The sequence below is a fragment of the Psychrobacter sp. genome (assembly GCF_049295055.1).
Taxonomy (GTDB): Bacteria; Pseudomonadota; Gammaproteobacteria; order Pseudomonadales; family Moraxellaceae; genus Psychrobacter.
Window position 1 is genome coordinate 40,429 of the sequence record NZ_JBAQQF010000067.1, and the last position, 17,742, is coordinate 58,170.

A 17,742-nucleotide genomic window follows, 5' to 3' on the forward strand; every position below is an offset into this window, starting at 1 on the left:
CAGATTGACTGTGAAAGCCAATCTGAGCGCGTAAGTAAGCTATATTGAGGGACAAGGATTGTTATTGCGCAGTTGCTACTTTTGGCTGATCACTATCATGTGGATTGGCAATCAAAGCTTTTAAGTTATCTGACATCTCAAACTTTAGGTTGACGTTTTTCGGTGGAATAGGATTCATGAACCATTTGTCATAAATGGCATTAATTTCACCTGACTTAAAGACATTGGCTAGTGCTTCATCGACCACCGCTTTGAATTCAGGATCGTCTTTACGCATCATACAACCATAGATCTCGAACGATTGCGGCGTACCAACGATGACCCAATCATCAGGATTTTTAGCTTTGGCTTTTTCGCCAGCCAATAATACGTCATCCATCATAAAGGCATCAGCACGACCGTTCTCGAGCATCAAGAAGCCTTCGCCGTGGTCTTTAGCAGAGATGATATTGGTATTCATCTTTTTATCATCATTGTACTGACGGATATAACGCTCTGAGGTGGTACCGGCCGTCGTGACCAAGGTTTTATCTTTTAGATCTTCAAACTCATTAATACCAGAGTCTTTTTTGGTCAATAGACGCGTACCGATTTCAAAGAAACCGTTTGAGAAGGCCACTTGTTTTTGACGCTCTTCATTATTGGTGGTTGAACCACACTCAAAATCTACGGTGCCGTTTTGTACCAATGGGATACGAGTTTGTGAAGTGATTAGGTTATAGCGAATTTTTAGATCTGGCATATTCAGCTTTTCTTTTACGGCTTCAACTACTTTCATTTCTAAGTCGTGCGCATAGCCGATAGGCTGATTCGGATCGTCAGCGATATAAGAAAACGGGATAGAGGAGTCACGGTGACCAACAACGATAGTGCCTGATTGTTTGATCTTGTCTAGCGTGCCATTGGCATTTGCTGGCGCTTCTGTGGTCGCCTCGCCATCTGCTGGTGTAGCGTCAGTACTGGTTTGACTGCTGTTGTTACAGCCTGCCAATCCTAGCGCCATAAAAGCGACTAACGTTAACGGTTTGGAAATAGAGGTAGAAAGAGAGTAAGCCATGAAATACATCCTTTTATCACATTATCACAAAATTTGAAGGGGATTTAGGCGTCATAGATTTATTCTAATCAAATTTATCGCCATGCATCCGTGCTGTTGCTGTTATTTATCACTATGCAACTCAATGTTACTGTACAACAAAATGACTGATGGGGGTAAACTTTTTTTACTCAGCCGACTATTTTAGGTTATTAATTTCTTTAGTATGAGAATCCTTATGTAAAATAAGCTTCAACGTCTTTAATATAGATAAGTATTTTCCAATATTGATCGCAGAATTTTTTCTTAGTAAAGCCTGTTCATTGCGTCATTGACCTAGCAAATATGATTGATAAATTCTTATTAATCCCCATTAAGCTAATAACTTCTTAATCTTATAAATGACTTATGACACAAGATACTCAAGCCCCAAATAACGCTGGCCAGACTGTTGGCAATACTCACGATAACGACTTACGTCAACGCTTTTTTATCGAAGATTCACCTGTGCGTGGCGATGTAGTACGCCTATCACGTAGCTATGCGACGATGATTGCGCAAAAGCCCTACCCTGAGGCGATTAAACGCTTATTGGGTGAGATGCTGACGGCAGCAAGTCTGCTTATCAGTACGGTTAAAATCAATGGTCGCTTGTCGATTCAATTGCAATCATCTGATAGTGATAGCTTGCTCAATTGGGCGATGGCAGAATGCGATCAAGACGGCATCATTCGCGCGCTTGCCAGCTGGAAAGGTGAAACTGATGAGCAAGTGCAAGCTTGGGAAAGCATGACCCATGCTAAAGAAGCCTTTGCTGAACTGGGCGCTACCGGTCAAGGCGTATTGTTTATTAATATTCAACCTGATGGCGGCGAGCCGTACCAAGGTATCGTTGAGCGTAGCCATGATAATCTAGCAGACTGCTTAGCTCATTATCAAAAGCAATCGGCGCAGATTCCAACGCTAATCAATTTGGCATCTGATGGTTTGCAGGCGGGTGGTATATTGGTGCAAATGCTCCCTCGTACGGCTGAAGAAATCTATAAAGTTGAGCAAAACGAAGATGCCGGTATCGATGATGATTTATGGACACGCTTGTCGGTATTGACACGCACGCTAAAAGCAGAAGAGCTGACCACGCTCGATACTAACGAGATTCTGTATCGCTTGTATAATGAAGAAAAAGTCATTGCCCCTGAGCCTGTTGCACTATCCTTTGGTTGCACCTGTTCACGCGAAAAGTGTGAGATGGCCATCGAGCAAATCGGTGAAGCGGAAGCACTGGATATCGTTGCAGAGCAAAATGGTAGCTTTGAGATGGACTGCGGCTTTTGCGGTGAAATTTACACATTTAACAAAGACGATGTTGCGGTAATTTTTTCTGAATAGTTCTTTGCTGAATAGTTTTTAGTTTAATCTGCTTAGCCATTTGGCTATAAAAAAACCCTCAGGTGTGATGCTTGAGGGTTTTTTTATTCATTCTTATTATTTTAAATCTTATCTACACTGTTATTTAAAATAATACTGGTTGCTTAAAAACCTTTAAGCATCATACGATTTTGGATAAGAATAGATACGCGGATTAAGGGCGTATTTCGCTTCATGAGCATCACCCAACCTATTATCTAACAGCCAAGCAATGATTTGCTGATGCACTCTACCGCTGTAGATTAAATTCATATGATTGACCCCATAAAAAATCGCTTTATGGCCTTCTGGTACCGACAAAGTATGCTCTTCAGTATACTCACCAAGTGCCGATTCTACCGAAACCAGTCCATCACCAAGTAAGCTTGTGGTTTTAGATTCAAAATGCGTCTCGATCAAGGCTGCCGCGATTAAATAAGTATTCACATGCAACGGTAAGCGAGTAGGATGGCGAAACTCTGCTGGGAGAACACTGCGCCCTTCTAGAGACTTCCAGTCAGCATCTCTAATACTGCCGTAACGCAAATCGATAATACCAGCACTCCGCAAATCACCCAGTGTGGCCAGTGATCCTGCAAAGGGCAGATTGGCTATTTTATCTTGGACAAAATTGCCAATGCGCTCTAAGCTTGCGCCATGATGCGGCGAGCCTAAGGTAATAAGATTAGTCACACGCTTTACCCAGCTAAAGCCCTGTTCTTTGCCATAAAACAGCGCACTACGGCTCACAAGACCGCCCATACTATGACCGATTAAATCAATCTGAGTGATGTCTGGGTTATCCTCAACCAAGTTTTCCAAAACTTTAGCAAAGTTACGTCCATTACTTGAGATGCGTCGTCCGGTATTGTAATTTAAATACAAAACCGTCGATTTTGGTAGGCTGCTCGCCAGCGATTTACCTAGATTGCCTTCTTCAGATATCTGCCAGCTTAAGTGACTCATACAAAGCCCATGGCATAAAATAATAACGCGCCCTGACAGTGCACCGCTTTGCACACGATTATACTTATCATACAGCGTCATCGAAACTGCCAATGGATTATGGTGATTGACAAGATGATCGCCCATGACCCCGTTTAATATATTAACCATGCGTCGCAAGTTTTTCGGTAATGGTTGTACTTTTTTTGGCTTCAAAATATTGTTATAAAGACGCAGCCCTGACGCTAGGTTGTTGCCGACCAGTTGCATCGTATTGCGTACTAAGCCATAAATCCGACCCGTGATACCGCGCTGCCACTGGTCAAGATTACCATCATTAAAACGCCCCAAGGGACGCAATAGAATCTCACGGTGGACAGCCTCTACGATATCAGTCACTTCAACCACACCCATCGTTGCCAGTTGAGCCAAGCCTTCAAAAAAATCAACCAAAGAGATTGGCTGATAAGGCTGGGTGTCACTATTATCCACATTTTCTGCAGTCAGCTCATCCACATAAATATACTCAAGTTTATCCAACTCTTCGTATACGTCTCCATGGAAATCTGAATCCGTACCGAACTCAGCATCTGGCGGACGTCGAGTAGTGGCAAATAAATCATGAATAGAGTTTAGCGGTTTTGGACTGGGCATAGTGTTGACACATCAAGCGATTAAAGTAGCTTTACATACTAGCCTGTAAATGAACTAAACAGAAGAAAAGGATTTAACTATCAAGTACGTTTATTGTCAAAGAACTTCTCAATCTTCTAACATCACAGCTTACACATTAGCGCCTATCGCCCAAAACATAAAAACCCCAAGTCAGACTTGGGGTTTTTACGTTTATTAAGACATATCCGTATTGATGTAAACATTTAACTAGACAAACGACTCTGCCAATATGACATCGCCATCCTCGCGTGTAATCATCACGGTTGCTGAGCGCGGCGTACTGCCGCCAGCAACAGCGCCCCAATTATTACCCGGGTGCTGAATATTAATAAACAGCGTTTTGAAGTCTGGAGTCATCGTAATGCCTGTGACTTCGCAGCCTTCAGGACCGACAAAGAAACGTTTGATATTGTCATTATTAGCAGGCATACCGACTCGGGTTTGTTGTCCTGCCGAAGTCGTGGTAAGCGTGCCATCGCTGACATTACCCGGTAACGCCGCCAGCAACATACAGCTGCTGGTATCGGTATAAGCGCCGTCGTCCGTTTGAATCCATAAGACACCACGTGGATCGAAGTACAAACCATCGGGTGAAGAAAAATCGTTATTGTCATTTAACTGTGACAAGTTTTCTGCTGACAAATCACTCGGTGCAGCAAATAAATAAATATCCCATTCAAAACTCGTTGCCGCATGGTCGCCGCCTGCTTCCGCCCAGCGAATAATATGACCATTATCATTGCCGCGCGCTTTGCCACCAGTATCATAGCTGCGCGGATTGGCAGCGGAAAGTGGCTGATCATCACGTACGCCGCGATATTTATTGTTGGTCAAAGTAACATAAACCTCACCAGTGATAGGGCTAACCGATACCCATTCTGGTCGATCCATTTTAGTAGCCCCAACCGTATCTGCCGCCGCACGGGCAAAGACCAATACCTCATCTTGCCCATTAAAAGGCAAAACAGTATTGGAGGCATCCAGTCCATTTTGACCATAGATCAGCGCTTTCCATTCGCCACGACCATTTTCATTAAAGATAGCAACATAGAGCGTGCCCTCATTCAAATACTTATCACCCGCTCTTAACCCACCACCGATATCATTATTTGACCATGTGGCTTTGGAAACAAACTTATAAATATATTCGCCTCGAGCATCGTCACCCATATAAAATACCACGGGCTTGCCTTGTTCAACAGGGGCATAAGCGCAATTCTCATGAGCAAAACGTCCCAGTGCCGTGCGTTTTTGGGGCATAGAGTTTTGATCAAAAGGGTCAATCTCTGTGATGTAACCAAAGGTATTAAAGCCATTTCGATAATCATTAGCAGCGCTCGCACCGACGGCGGTCATATCCCAGCGTGAAAACTCGTCTACTATCTTGGCATCTTTGGCTTCAGGGGTATGCCATAAATACTCCCAACCAGGGAAGTTCTCCGTTGCGCCATAGCGTTCGCGACCATAGTTGTGTCCATCGCTGAATTGGCTGGCGTCTTGCCCACGTGCAAATACACCTAAGAAATTCTCTTCTGTCGTCAAATAGGTGCCCCAAGGTGACAAGCCTGCACCGCAGTTATTATTGATACCACGAGTCTGAAAGCCTGTCGGATCAAACTTGGTCTTAACCAAATCAGAACCAGCAACTGGCCCAGTTAATTGCGCAGTCGTACTGCTGGTGAGACGGCGATTGTATTTTGAATCGCGCACCATCTCATAGCCCGTACCATCGGTGCGGCGACTCATCTCGACCACAGCCACCCCATGGCAATTGACCTCTCGGCGCACGTCACTCGCGAGGCGACGATTTTGAAAGATTGGCGCGGCATTATTATCTTGGATCATATGATAACCAAACGGGCTCAACTCACTACTGTTGACATATTCATGATTCATCACCAGCAGCCCATTTTCTGACGCTTTGGCATCATAGGCACCACCCTTTTTGCCAAAAAACCACATGCCATCATGGTTATCACCCATACGCCATTCGAATGATTCTGCTGACTGCTCTCGATTGTCTTTCCAATCATCGATACCAGAAATCAGCGGCGTACCTAGAGGCAGTATAATCTCTGCTTTATAGCCTGCTGCTACGCTCATCGTTTCGGCAGTGGAATGCGCCACTGCTGTAAACTTCAAAGTTTCGGGACGTTTGAGATCACCTTGTGCAGGGATAGCAGCATTATTGTCGTTATTATTATTGTTGTTATTGTTGATAGGACTGCTGTCATCGTCATCACTACAGCCAACCAACGGTAGCGCACCAAAAAACGCCGCTGCCGTCAATCCTGTGCCACCTTTTAAGATACTACGACGGTTTAAACGACGACTAATAATGGTTTGAAAATCGATATTGTTAGTCGGATTGGAATCTTCAACGACTTCATGGGCAAGTGGTTGCTTGTTATTCAATAATGTCATTATCAGTCACCTTGCTGTTGGGCTTGATTGGCATAAAAGAGTTGATTGCGATCTTATCGTTGCAATCATTAAAATACGAATTACGCCCAAGTCTACTGAGTGTTTATGACAGTACGTTGACATCCAAATGATAATTTGATGATAATCTAATGACAGTCCTTTTTGATGGCCTTATAAAACAAAAAAAATCCCAAGCATTTACTTGGGATTTTTTATAGCGTCGATGTATTTGGAAACTTATACGATACTGTTTCTATCAAAAATTATCGAACTTGCACCTGCCATTCATGGTCACTGAGCTTGAATGTTAACGCATCACCTGCTTGCAATATACCAACGCCACTTGGTGTACCAGTCATTATGACATCACCAGCTTGCAGACTAAAAGCATGGCTGATATTGACCAATAATTCGTACACTGGAAACAGCATCAAGGCACTATCACCATCTTGCTTTAGCTCATTATTGATATAAAGCTGATATTGGACATTTTTAAAGTCACCAAATACTTGCGGCTCAAGCCACTCACCAAGGACACAAGCGCCATCAAAGCACTTGGCGCGCTCCCACGGATGACCTTTGTCTTTTAGTGTAGTTTGCAAGTCGCGCAAGGTCAAATCCAATCCTAACGTCACGCCACCGATTGCTTGTTGCGCTTGCTCAATCGTTGCCGCAGATAAATCCTCTGTCAGCTGAATACATAGCTCAGCCTCATAATGCGTCTCACCAAACTGCTCTGGGTTTGGCAGTACAACGCCATGATGCATAGAAACCACCGAAGAAGTGGGTTTCATAAATAGCATTGGCGCTGTTGGCACTTCATTACCTAATTCACGAGCATGCGCCGCATAGTTACGACCAACGCAAACGATTTTACCAATAGGCGCACGTAAGCGCTCATTAATGTTTTTAACATCGTTATCGTTATCGTTATCGTTATCGTTATTTTTATCGCTATTGACACCAGCAACAATAGCATTCGCTAACGACATATGTGGTGATTGGCTCATACTAGACTCTCACAGCAAATGATTGATATTTTAAAAATAGACAGATACTGCATTATTTAACACGGCATTTATAAGAAGCGGTTTTCATGACCACTTATTAGCCAACGGTACGTGTGGTTACATCTGGCGGTACATAACTTGCGTGACGATTCATTCTTTTTTCAAACATTCTAAAGCTAAATAGGATAACCCATGACAATAAGAGATAGACAATACCGGCAGCAAAAAACAGCTCCATTAAGGTATAAGTGCGCGCACTAATCGTACGAGCGACGCCCGTAATATCCATCAAAGCAATGGTTGAGGCCAGCGCACTGCCTTTTAGCATAAAAATTACTTCGTTGCTGTATGCCGGAATCACAATACCAAAAGCACGCGGTAAGGTAATACGGGTCAGTTTTTGCCATTTTGACATCCCAATCGCATCGGCAGCTTCAAGCTCACCCACTGGAATATTTTGGATAGCCCCGCGAATAATCTCGGCTAAGTACGCACTGGTATTTAGGGTAAAGGCAATGATGGCGCACCAATACGCTTGGCTCAATACCGGCTCCCACAAAAATGAGTCACGTACCGCTTCAAACTGCCCAAGACCATAGTAAATTAAAAATATCTGTACCAGTAGCGGTGTGCCACGGAAAAAGAAAATATATAAAAAGGGTAATATCTGTACCATCCAGTTTTTGGACAATCGTAACAATGCCAAAACCAAACCGAAAAATAGCCCGATAACACCTGACACCACCACCAGCTGTACAGTCAATACTGCACCACCAAGTAAATCAGGGATATGCTCAAAGATGACCTGCCAATTCCAATCCATAGTATCTCTCCCCTTACCCTATGGTCGATTGACGGTGAGTGGTTTGACGACTCAGATTTTTAGCATAACGCGCCGCCGGATTGGCACGCCATTCAAGCCACATCATAAAGCCCGTAATCAGCATGGTCAGACCCAAATAAATAATCGCCGCTGCCATATAAAAGGTAAACGGCTGCTGTGTTGACTGCGCTGCGCGCGAGGACTGATACATGATATCTTTGAGACCGACGACCGAAACTAATGCAGTATCTTTGAGCAGCACCAAGAATAAGTTCCCCAAGCCTGGCAAAGCAATCTGCCATACTTGTGGTAAGGTAATACGATAAAAGATCTGAAAAGGACGCATGCCTATCGCTTGCGCCGCTTCACGTTGCCCTATCGGAATCTCTTGAATCGACATGCGAAAAATTTCAGTCGCATAAGCGCCAAAAGCGATAGACAATGCCATGACACCACCCCAAAAAGCACTAATTTCGACATAGTCGTTATAGCCGAACTTTTTGAGAACGCTCATCAGTAATATAGAGCCGCCATAATAGATAAACAGTACCAATAACAGCTCAGGAATACCGCGCATCGTGGCTGTATAAACAGTCGCGATTTTACGCAGCAGCCAGACATTAGACAACTTCGCTGTGGCACCGAGTAAACCTAAGAACATGCCGATGATCAAGCTGGTCATGGCAAGCTGTATGGTGACGGTAGCGCCGCTTAATAAAAGCGCGCCAAATCCTTGTAAGTCAAACACAATTATCCACTCAGTCTCTTTATATTAGCAAGTTGCAAAATATGAGTTAAAAGAATCAGCATCAATGGCTGAGCGCTGCTAATAAACGTATCGTAGATCAAATGGATATTGATCGTTTGCGTCATAGATTGACGCTAGATTCATACGATTATTGCCACGGTAATTGACACAGTAGAAATGAGCGCCGATTTTATCATATTCGTTCGCCGCTATGTTAATACTGACGCGTAAAAGCGTTGCCTAAATAGATACTTATACCCTCAAATACCAAATAAAACAGCTAAACCTGACTAAATTTGACAGTCATTGACATATAAAATAGCAGCATTACATTAAAAGACCAAAGCTGAGAATTAAAAAGGACATCGCCATTTAGGGGATGTCCTCTTAATAATCAATACCATTGTTCGTACCATTTTATTTATTTGCTATTGAGCGCTACTATAGCTACTTCAATATAAAAAGATACAACGTGATACTGGAATGAATTTTTTGCAGCCTCTGTCACGCTTGCGAACAGCACGCAAGAAAAATTTATATCAGTAGCACGTTATTGCAAACGTATCTCTTTTATTGAGGACTGACTATATCTATCACCGGTTGCTCAGAGGTTTCTGCCGTCTCGTTTTCCGTAACAGCGTTTGTCGTAACAGCGCTTGTAGCTGCTGCTGGCAGGGCAAAGTATTTTTGATTAATTTTATCGTAAGTACCATTGGCTTTTATATTGGCCAATGATGTATTAATTTTTGCTTGTAAGGCTTTATCATTCGGACGTACGGCAATCGCAAAGTTATCATTAATGTCAATCTCTTCACCTTTTAGCACATAATCGCTACCTGATGGTGAGCTGAGCCATTCTATCGCTGGCAGTTTATCAGATATCATGGCATCGACGCGACCAGCACCCAAATCTAAAAAAGCATTACTCAACGTATCATAGAGCTTCATATTGGCTTTTGGATAAGCTTTTTCTAACCACTGCGAAGAAATGGTAGAACGCTGCGCGGCAATAGAATGAGTGTCGATATCGCTGCTATTGCTTGGATCAAAGCGACTGTCTTTTTTGGCCAAAAACACCAAAGCATTGCTAAAGTAAGGATCCGTAAAGGCAACCTGTTGCGCGCGCTCAGGAGTGACCGACATCGCCGCAACGATAGCATCGTACTTGCCCGCTTTTAGACCGGGGATAATACCGTCCCAATCTTGCGCCATAATGTCACAAGTCATTTTCATATCATCACAGATAGCATTGGCTATCTCAATATCAAAGCCACCCAGTGTCCCATCCGCATTGGTATAGTTAAAGGGTGCGTAAGCGCCCTCAGTACCGATGCGTAATACCTCATCCGTCGCTGCCGCAGCAGTGTCAGTAGTATCTGAGCTGGCACTGTCGTTAGACTCATTTTGACCACCACTACAGCCCATTAAGGCTAAAAGCGCAGCCATTGCTAGCATCGGCTTTAATAAATGCTTACTTGCTACCGACATAGTAGCAGATGTTCTGGTCATTGAAACTGAGACTGCAACTGGGACAAAATGGTTGCTCATAATCATCCTTGATTTTGTTACTAAGTAAAATACTGATAAGCATTCGTTAAAATACGTATTGGCTTAGATAGATATTCGCCAAGAGCCGTATTAGTTAGTCGCTGCTTCTGCTTACTCTTCTTTAGTAATCACAGCATTTGTATCGACATTAGCATCATCAACCACGACCTCCTTAACATCGCTCGTCACGACTGCTTTTTGTACAGCAGCGGTTGAGCTGGTGCCAAAGTAACTACCTGTAATTTGGTCATAAGTACCATTGTCTTTTAGTTCAGCCAAAGCTTTATTGAATTTGGCGACCAATGGATCACCTTTACGGAAGGCAATACCCATGGCATCATCGCTGGTACTGATTTCTTGACCTTTAACTTCATAGTCTTTACCAGCTTCTGTTTTTAGCCAATCGATACCTGTTACTTTATCAGACATCATCGCACGCACGCGACCTGACGTTAGATCTAGGTAAGCATTGTCTTGGGTGTCATAAAGCTTAATATCAGCATCGGCATGTTTTTCTTGCAAATACTGCGAGGCAACTGTTGAGCGTTGTGACGCAATTGGTTCACCTTTCAATGCTTCTACCTTGACATCATCGCCTTTTTTACCGATTAAGACGATGCCGGTATGAAAGTAAGGGTCGCTAAATTCGACCACTTCTTTACGTTCAGGAGTGATGGACATACCAGCAATCGCAGCATCAAATTTCTGCGCATTTAGTCCTGGAATCAAACCATCCCAATCTTGAGAAATGACTTCACATTTGGCTTTCATTTGCGCACATAAAGCATCAACCAGCTCAATCTCGTAGCCGATTAGTTTGCCATCAGCATCGGTATAGCTAAATGGCTTATAGCTTGATTCTGTTGCGATTTTTATGTTCAAAGGCGCATCAGTAGCAGCATCAGTTTCGGTACTGTCTACAGGTGCTGAGCTATTATTACAACCTGCCAGCATAAGCATTGCTGCACTAAGTGGCGCTAACCACAAGGCTTTTTTACTTATCGATGATGTCATTGCTGAGGACATTGAAATGATCATGTTTATTATTCCTTAATATATTTACCAGCCGTGTATTAATCCGCTATTTATGAATCAAAGCCTACTCATCAGCGCTATTCGTCAAAGATATTCATCAAAGCTACTCATTGGCGCTATTAATGATAAGTATTAATCAAAACGATTGATTCAAGGTTAGCAATCAAAGATTATTCACCAAAGTTTTTCTGTTCAAGGCGTGCAAGCTCACCGTTACTACGGATTTCGCTCAGCGCTTTATTAAAGTCTTCTTTGATTGCATCACCTTTACGCACAGCAATGGCAATATTATCGTCATTATCAATTTCATCACCAACGATACCGAAGCCTTGTGGGTTATCTGCCAACCATGACTTAGCGGATACTTTTTCAGCCAGTACAGCATCACTGCGACCAGATTTAAGATCTAGATAAGCATTGTCATAATTGTCATATAGCTGAACGGTATTGCCTTCTTTGCCTTCATAGTTATCTTGCAAATAAGCACCTGGCGTCGTTGAGCGTTGACCACCAAGCGTCAGACTTTTGATGGATTTAGGATCAAAGCCACCTTTGGTATCGGTCAGCCATACCATGGTATTAGCAAAGTAAGGCTCGGTGAAATCAACCTTTTCTTGGCGTTCAGTAGTGATAGACATACCAGCGATAACCGCATCATATTTCTGTGCCAATAAGCCTGGAATAATGCCATCCCAATCTTGGGCGACTATTTCACATTTGGCTTGCATTTGCTTACACAATGCATTGGCAACGTCGATATCGAAACCTGCTAAACTGCCGTCGGCATTGGTATAGTTAAAGGGAGGATAAGCGCCCTCAGTGGCGATACGAATGGTCTTGCCAGCTGTTTCTGCTGCGGGTGCATCTGCATTGGTATCAGCAGATTCATTGGCAGGCTGACTACAAGCGCCAAGCATTAGCGCAGCGGTGACGGTCATCGATGACCATAATAAGCGAGAATTCGACATCATACATTCCTTAAATTCTGATGGATTTTTTAATATAGAGGTCTGATATTTTGTGCTCTGACATCCCTGTCAGATAAGTCACTCAGCTAATACTGCTAACAAAAGATAAGATAGAAGCAGACGTCATTAACAACGGCTTATAAACCTTTTGATAATACCTGAGTAAAATATCAAAAACAAACGTTTTGCCTACCGACTGTGATTATAGGGTAATAAACGTACTAAGACAGTTACTCAGGAGTAATCTTGGCGTCTCAAACGTCGTTGCATTAACCGTTATAACGATAAAATCGTCATAACATAATATAAATTCGTTTTTTAGTTTTGATGATGCTTAGTTTTGATGGTGTTTAGTTTTAACAATATTTAGTTTTGACGATGCGAGGCCATAAAGTCTCTGACACGCTCAGATTTAGGATTATCAAAGACTTGTTCAGGGGTACCAATCTCTTCAATAACGCCTTGATGCAAGAACACAACCTTGCTCGATACCTCACGAGCAAAACGCATTTCATGAGTCACAATCAGCATAGTACGCCCCTCTGCAGCCAGCTCTCGCATAACGGCAAGTACTTCATTGACCAGCTCAGGATCTAATGCAGAAGTTGGCTCATCAAACAATAGAACCTGAGGCTGCATCGCAAGCGCGCGGGCGATAGCAACACGTTGACGCTGACCACCGGATAGATTTGCTGGATACGCATCTTTCTTATCGAGCAGACCGACTTTAGCCAGTAGCTTTTCACCATCACTAATCGCTTGGTCTTTTTTTATTTTTAAAACCTGCATTGGCCCTTCGATAATATTTTGTATGATCGTTTTGTGTGGCCATAGATTAAAATTTTGGAAGACGAAGCCCACGCGCGCGCGCAGATTTTCTAACTGCTTAATGTCAGCCGCTTGCAGCTCGCCTGATTTAGCAGGTTTTAGCATTAGCTCATCATTACCGATGATGATGCGACCCTGATTGGGCTTTTCAAGCAAATTGATACAGCGAAGCAGGGTCGACTTACCTGAGCCAGATGAGCCTAAAATAGAGATGACATCGCCATCATAGGCGGTGAGAGACACCCCTTTCAGCACATCCAATGAGCCAAAACTTTTATGAATGTCTTGTAAATCTAAGGCGATAGGCCGAGTCGGGTTCTTTGCAGTATCAAGCATGGTTTAGCAGACTTCCAATAAATATGAGTGAAAATATGAATAAAAAAGAGATATAAAAAAGAGATATAAAAAAAAGAGGTATAGAAAAAATGCAAAATCTATAGCTGCTGATTTTGAGCTTTTGGGCAGTAAATTAAATTTTATAAAATAAAGCCCATAACACGCAATCAGTTATGGGCCTCATTTTATCATCTTAATACTGTTAGCGCTGTTTTATCTACGGAATTAGTAAGTTGAAACGTGTTCTTCGCTCTCGCTACCATCCAACACTTCTGACTCATCAGCAGTCGCTACAGCGACGTCATCATTGCTACCGACGGCCATACCTTCGTTAGTGTTGGCATCTGCACTGTCATTCGCGCTCGCTACGGCGATATCATCAGAGCTGCCCGCAGTGGCAACGCCCGTCGCCGCTTCTTCCACCGCAGTCTGTCCATCAACTGCTGGTGCAGTTTCTATAGGAGCCTCTTCTTTTTTGCCACAGGCGCTTACGGTTAATGCCGCGGCTACTAATCCTACCGTCAACCAGCTTTTATACGTGCCAGCTTTTTTAACCTGATTATTTTCAATTGCCATTTTTATTCTCCATTATCAATATTAAATACTTAAGCGTTATTATTAATACTTAGGCGCTATTAATAATACTTAAGCGTTGTTATCAAAAGTTACTCATACTCTTATGGCTCACTATACTCATGATTGATAACCACTACCTTAGCAATTACAGTCACTTTCTGTTAAAAGTACGTAACGATAAATTTGTCTTTAATAACGGCTATTTCATTACTGATATAAACTTAAATACAAAAAGCCAAAGGTACATTAAAAATAATAAAAACGTCGAAAATAGGTGCTGAAACGCTTGCAGAAACGGTCACTCTTCACAAAACCGACTTTACTATCGTCGTAATCTCCTCTATGTTAAATAGCAGAGCGCCATCAGGGTGCGACAACACATATATTTATCAATGTATTTTTTAGAAGCATAAATTTTAGAGCATGCATTCATTTGGCAGAATTACTGACTTTTTAGATGGCTTTATATGCCTTTAGCTACGTTTATTCACTTACGCTCATGCTATAACATCTAAGATTTACTATTATTTATTGGTTTACAGATTACGGTTATACAAACTGTCTATTTATAGCCAAACCTATTTATCACTATAAGGAAGAAAGTTTATGAGTCAATTAGATACCACAGACGTTACCGCTTACATGCAAACCGTTGGTAAGCAAGCACGCGCGGCATCAAGGGCACTCGCTGCTGCTAATACTGGCGATAAAAACTCAGCACTCATGGCGATTCATGAAGTACTAAAAGATGCCAAACAAGATATTTTATCCGCTAATAAAGTCGACATGGATAATGGACAAAAAAACGATTTAGATGCCGCCTTACTTGATCGCTTAGAGCTAAATGATGCGCGCTTCGACGCTATGCTACAAGGTTTAAAAGACGTCGCGGTGCTACCCGACCCTATCGGTGAAGTCACAGACATGACTTATCAGCCATCTGGTATTCATCTAGGAAAAATGCGCGTGCCACTTGGTGTGGTCGGTATGATTTATGAATCGCGTCCGAACGTGACTTTAGAAGCTGCCTCTCTGGCGCTAAAGTCAGGCAATGCGATTATCCTGCGTGGTGGTTCTGAGGCATTTGAATCCAATCAAGCGATTGCTAAATGCATCTTAAAAGGGTTACAGAAAGTCGGCATGTCTGAGCACAGTGTCCAAGTGCTAGAGACCACTGACCGTGCTGCCGTCGGTGAGCTTATCACCATGACTGACTATGTCGATGTCATCGTGCCACGTGGCGGTAAAGGCTTGATTGAGCGCATCAGCCGTGATGCACGCGTCCCCGTTATCAAACACCTAGACGGTAATTGTCATACCTTTATCGATAGCGATGCCGATGCTGAGATTGCCATTAAAGTAAGCGTTAATGCTAAAACTCATCGCTACGGTACTTGCAATACCATGGAAACCCTGTTGATTGATGAATCCGTTGCCAATGAGCTATTACCAAAAATTGCTGAAGCGATTATAAAAGCTGATGATGCGATGCAACTGCGTCTTGATGATAAATCACAGGCTATTTTAAATGACAATGCTGTTCTGAAAGGTCATTTATCAGCGGCGACAAGCGAGGACTGGGATACCGAATATCTCGCTCCTATTTTAGCGATTAAAATCCTATCCGGTATCGATGAAGCAATTGACCACATTAATACCCATGGTAGCCATCATACCGACGTCATTATTACTGATAATTATACTAAGTCACAACGCTTTATCCGCGAAGTCGATTCAGCAAGTGTGATGATTAACGCCTCTAGTCGTTTTGCCGATGGTTTCGAGTACGGTCTTGGTGCTGAGATTGGCATTTCAACTGATAAGATTCATGCGCGTGGACCGGTCGGCCTTGAAGGTTTAACCTCACAAAAGTGGATTGTCTATGGTCATGGCGAAACGCGCGCCTAACGCATTACTTCTTCACTACAATTTACAGCCTCACCTAAAGTATAATTGGTACAAAACGTCAGCTTAATTGCTGGCGTTTTTTTATTATTGTTAAATATGTTATATATGACATATAAAATTATTTTACATAATAAAAATGATGAATAGGACGATGATACCCATGCAAAGTGGCAAGATTAAACACTGGAATTCAGATAAAGGCTACGGCTTTATCGATGTGGACAATCAAAAGGAAGACGTGTTTTTTCATGTGAGTACAGTGCGATTATCACAGCCAATCAGCGAAGGGCAACGCGTTTATTTTAATAGCCAGCGTAATGAGAAAAATCAATTACGCGCTACTGAAGTCACCTCTAATGAATTAAGTATTTTAGAAACCGCAGTACCAAATTCAACACTAAGCTCAACACCAAGCTCAGATTCTAATCGAACAAATACTCGATCTGATATTCAAAACAATAATAAAAACAGTAGTCGACGCAACCAGTCAAACAACCAGTCAAACAACCAGTCAAACAACCAGTCAAACAATAATTCGAAAAACAGTCGTGGCAGTCAACAGAAAAAAAGCGCCCTATCCACCTTGTTTAGTTTGATTGCCATTATTGCTGTCGCTATTTATTTCTTTGCGGATTTAAAATCCAGTTTTTTTGTAGATGGCACGCAACCAGCTACGGTATCGCAGACTTCCTCTGAACCAGCAAGCGCCTCAAATGCAGCTTCTGTCACCGGTGATGCGCAGATAGATAGAACCATTACGCTTATTAAACAAGGTGGACCTTTTCCTTATCCCAGTAAAGATGGCACGACGTTTTATAATCGAGAAGGCAATCTACCAGCACAGTCGCAAGGCTACTATCGTGAATATACTGTACCTACACCAGGCGTTTCTCATCGTGGGGCGCGGCGCATTGTGACGGGCGGTCAACCACCGACCATTTATTATTTGACGGTTGACCATTACGATAGCTTTCAGAAATTGGAGGTAAATTAACATGAACCAAGCTATTTACTATATTCATCAAAGCAGTGTTAAGCAAAGTGGCGTCAAGAAAAGCAATACTAAGCAAAACAGCATTGAACAAGAAAATAACGAGATTAAAAGTGACGCGCTCAATAACATCCCTGAGCAGGCTATTAACATTTCTATTGGTGAGGTGTTAGATAAAGAAACGTTATTGACCAGCTTAGCTAGCGCTTGCGATTTTCCAAGTTATTTTAGTCATAACTGGGATGCTGCATGGGACTGCTTAACGGACAGTGAGATTGGTCATTTGAAGCTTGATTTAACGCAGGTAAAAAATATCAATACTGAAGATTTCAATAGCTTTAAACGCATCATTGAAGACGCCTATAGGGATTTTGGCAGACCACAATTATGGATTATTGTGGCAGAAAATGATTAATTTTAGTTGCTCGTATGACAAGAATCTGAATTCGAGATAAAAACAGATTTATCCCGAATTCAGGTTCAT

The 17,742-nt window shown here is 42.5% G+C and carries 15 protein-coding genes; 4 read left to right on the plus strand and 11 right to left on the minus strand.

Going from position 1 to position 17,742, the window contains the following annotated elements; all coding sequences use genetic code 11:
* Window positions 1-61 precede the first annotated feature (61 nt).
* Entirely contained in the window at window positions 62-1,057 is a 996-nt protein-coding gene (locus WAZ74_RS09820; RefSeq protein WP_422308119.1) for a glutamate/aspartate ABC transporter substrate-binding protein, read from the minus strand.
* Window positions 1,058-1,444: 387 nt separating this feature from the next.
* On the opposite strand from WAZ74_RS09820, the gene WAZ74_RS09825 reads away from it, so the two are divergent.
* On the plus strand, window positions 1,445-2,425 hold the full coding sequence (locus tag WAZ74_RS09825) for an Hsp33 family molecular chaperone HslO (protein ID WP_422308120.1): 981 nt from the start codon (window positions 1,445-1,447) through the stop codon (window positions 2,423-2,425).
* Between the two features lie 153 nt (window positions 2,426-2,578).
* Here the strand turns inward: WAZ74_RS09825 and WAZ74_RS09830 are convergent, their stop codons facing one another.
* From WAZ74_RS09830 to WAZ74_RS09875, 10 genes are all read right to left on the minus strand, one after another.
* Window positions 2,579-4,042 (minus strand): alpha/beta fold hydrolase, encoded by a 1,464-nt coding sequence (locus tag WAZ74_RS09830; protein ID WP_422308121.1) that lies wholly within the window; start codon window positions 4,040-4,042, stop codon window positions 2,579-2,581.
* Between the two features lie 228 nt (window positions 4,043-4,270).
* A complete protein-coding gene (locus WAZ74_RS09835) occupies window positions 4,271-6,487 on the minus strand; it encodes a PhoX family protein (protein ID WP_422308122.1) in 2,217 nt (738 codons plus the stop codon).
* Window positions 6,488-6,750: 263 nt separating this feature from the next.
* Entirely contained in the window at window positions 6,751-7,497 is a 747-nt protein-coding gene (locus tag WAZ74_RS09840) for a fumarylacetoacetate hydrolase family protein (RefSeq protein WP_422308123.1), read from the minus strand.
* A gap of 97 nt (window positions 7,498-7,594) precedes the next feature.
* Window positions 7,595-8,320 (minus strand): ABC transporter permease, encoded by a 726-nt coding sequence (locus tag WAZ74_RS09845; RefSeq protein WP_422308124.1) that lies wholly within the window; start codon window positions 8,318-8,320, stop codon window positions 7,595-7,597.
* 13 nt (window positions 8,321-8,333) lie between these two features.
* Window positions 8,334-9,068: an ABC transporter permease gene (locus WAZ74_RS09850; protein ID WP_422308125.1), complete on the minus strand. Its 735-nt coding sequence runs from the start codon at window positions 9,066-9,068 to the stop codon at window positions 8,334-8,336.
* A gap of 570 nt (window positions 9,069-9,638) precedes the next feature.
* On the minus strand, window positions 9,639-10,616 hold the full coding sequence (locus WAZ74_RS09855; RefSeq protein ID WP_422308126.1) for an ABC transporter substrate-binding protein: 978 nt from the start codon (window positions 10,614-10,616) through the stop codon (window positions 9,639-9,641).
* 111 nt (window positions 10,617-10,727) lie between these two features.
* The gene (locus tag WAZ74_RS09860; protein ID WP_422308218.1) at window positions 10,728-11,642 is read right to left on the minus strand and encodes a transporter substrate-binding domain-containing protein; all 915 of its coding nucleotides are present in this window, start codon (window positions 11,640-11,642) and stop codon (window positions 10,728-10,730) included.
* Window positions 11,643-11,821: 179 nt separating this feature from the next.
* On the minus strand, window positions 11,822-12,622 hold the full coding sequence (locus WAZ74_RS09865) for a transporter substrate-binding domain-containing protein (protein WP_422308127.1): 801 nt from the start codon (window positions 12,620-12,622) through the stop codon (window positions 11,822-11,824).
* 363 nt (window positions 12,623-12,985) lie between these two features.
* Complete coding sequence (locus tag WAZ74_RS09870; RefSeq protein ID WP_422308128.1) at window positions 12,986-13,783, minus strand: ABC transporter ATP-binding protein; 798 nt, start codon at window positions 13,781-13,783, stop codon at window positions 12,986-12,988.
* A 225-nt stretch (window positions 13,784-14,008) separates the two neighbouring features.
* On the minus strand, window positions 14,009-14,359 hold the full coding sequence (locus tag WAZ74_RS09875) for a hypothetical protein (protein ID WP_422308129.1): 351 nt from the start codon (window positions 14,357-14,359) through the stop codon (window positions 14,009-14,011).
* Window positions 14,360-14,965: 606 nt separating this feature from the next.
* On the opposite strand from WAZ74_RS09875, the gene WAZ74_RS09880 reads away from it, so the two are divergent.
* The 3 genes from WAZ74_RS09880 (at window position 14,966) to WAZ74_RS09890 (ending at window position 17,673) form a co-directional block, all read left to right on the plus strand.
* Window positions 14,966-16,267 carry a glutamate-5-semialdehyde dehydrogenase gene (locus tag WAZ74_RS09880; RefSeq protein ID WP_422308130.1) on the plus strand — a complete coding sequence of 434 codons (1,302 nt, stop codon included), beginning with the start codon at window positions 14,966-14,968 and terminating at the stop codon, window positions 16,265-16,267.
* 160 nt (window positions 16,268-16,427) lie between these two features.
* Window positions 16,428-17,261 carry a ribonuclease domain-containing protein gene (locus tag WAZ74_RS09885; protein ID WP_422308131.1) on the plus strand — a complete coding sequence of 278 codons (834 nt, stop codon included), beginning with the start codon at window positions 16,428-16,430 and terminating at the stop codon, window positions 17,259-17,261.
* 1 nt (window position 17,262) lies between these two features.
* Window positions 17,263-17,673, plus strand: coding sequence for a barstar family protein (locus WAZ74_RS09890; RefSeq protein ID WP_422308132.1), 411 nt, complete (start codon window positions 17,263-17,265; stop codon window positions 17,671-17,673).
* Window positions 17,674-17,742 lie beyond the last annotated feature (69 nt).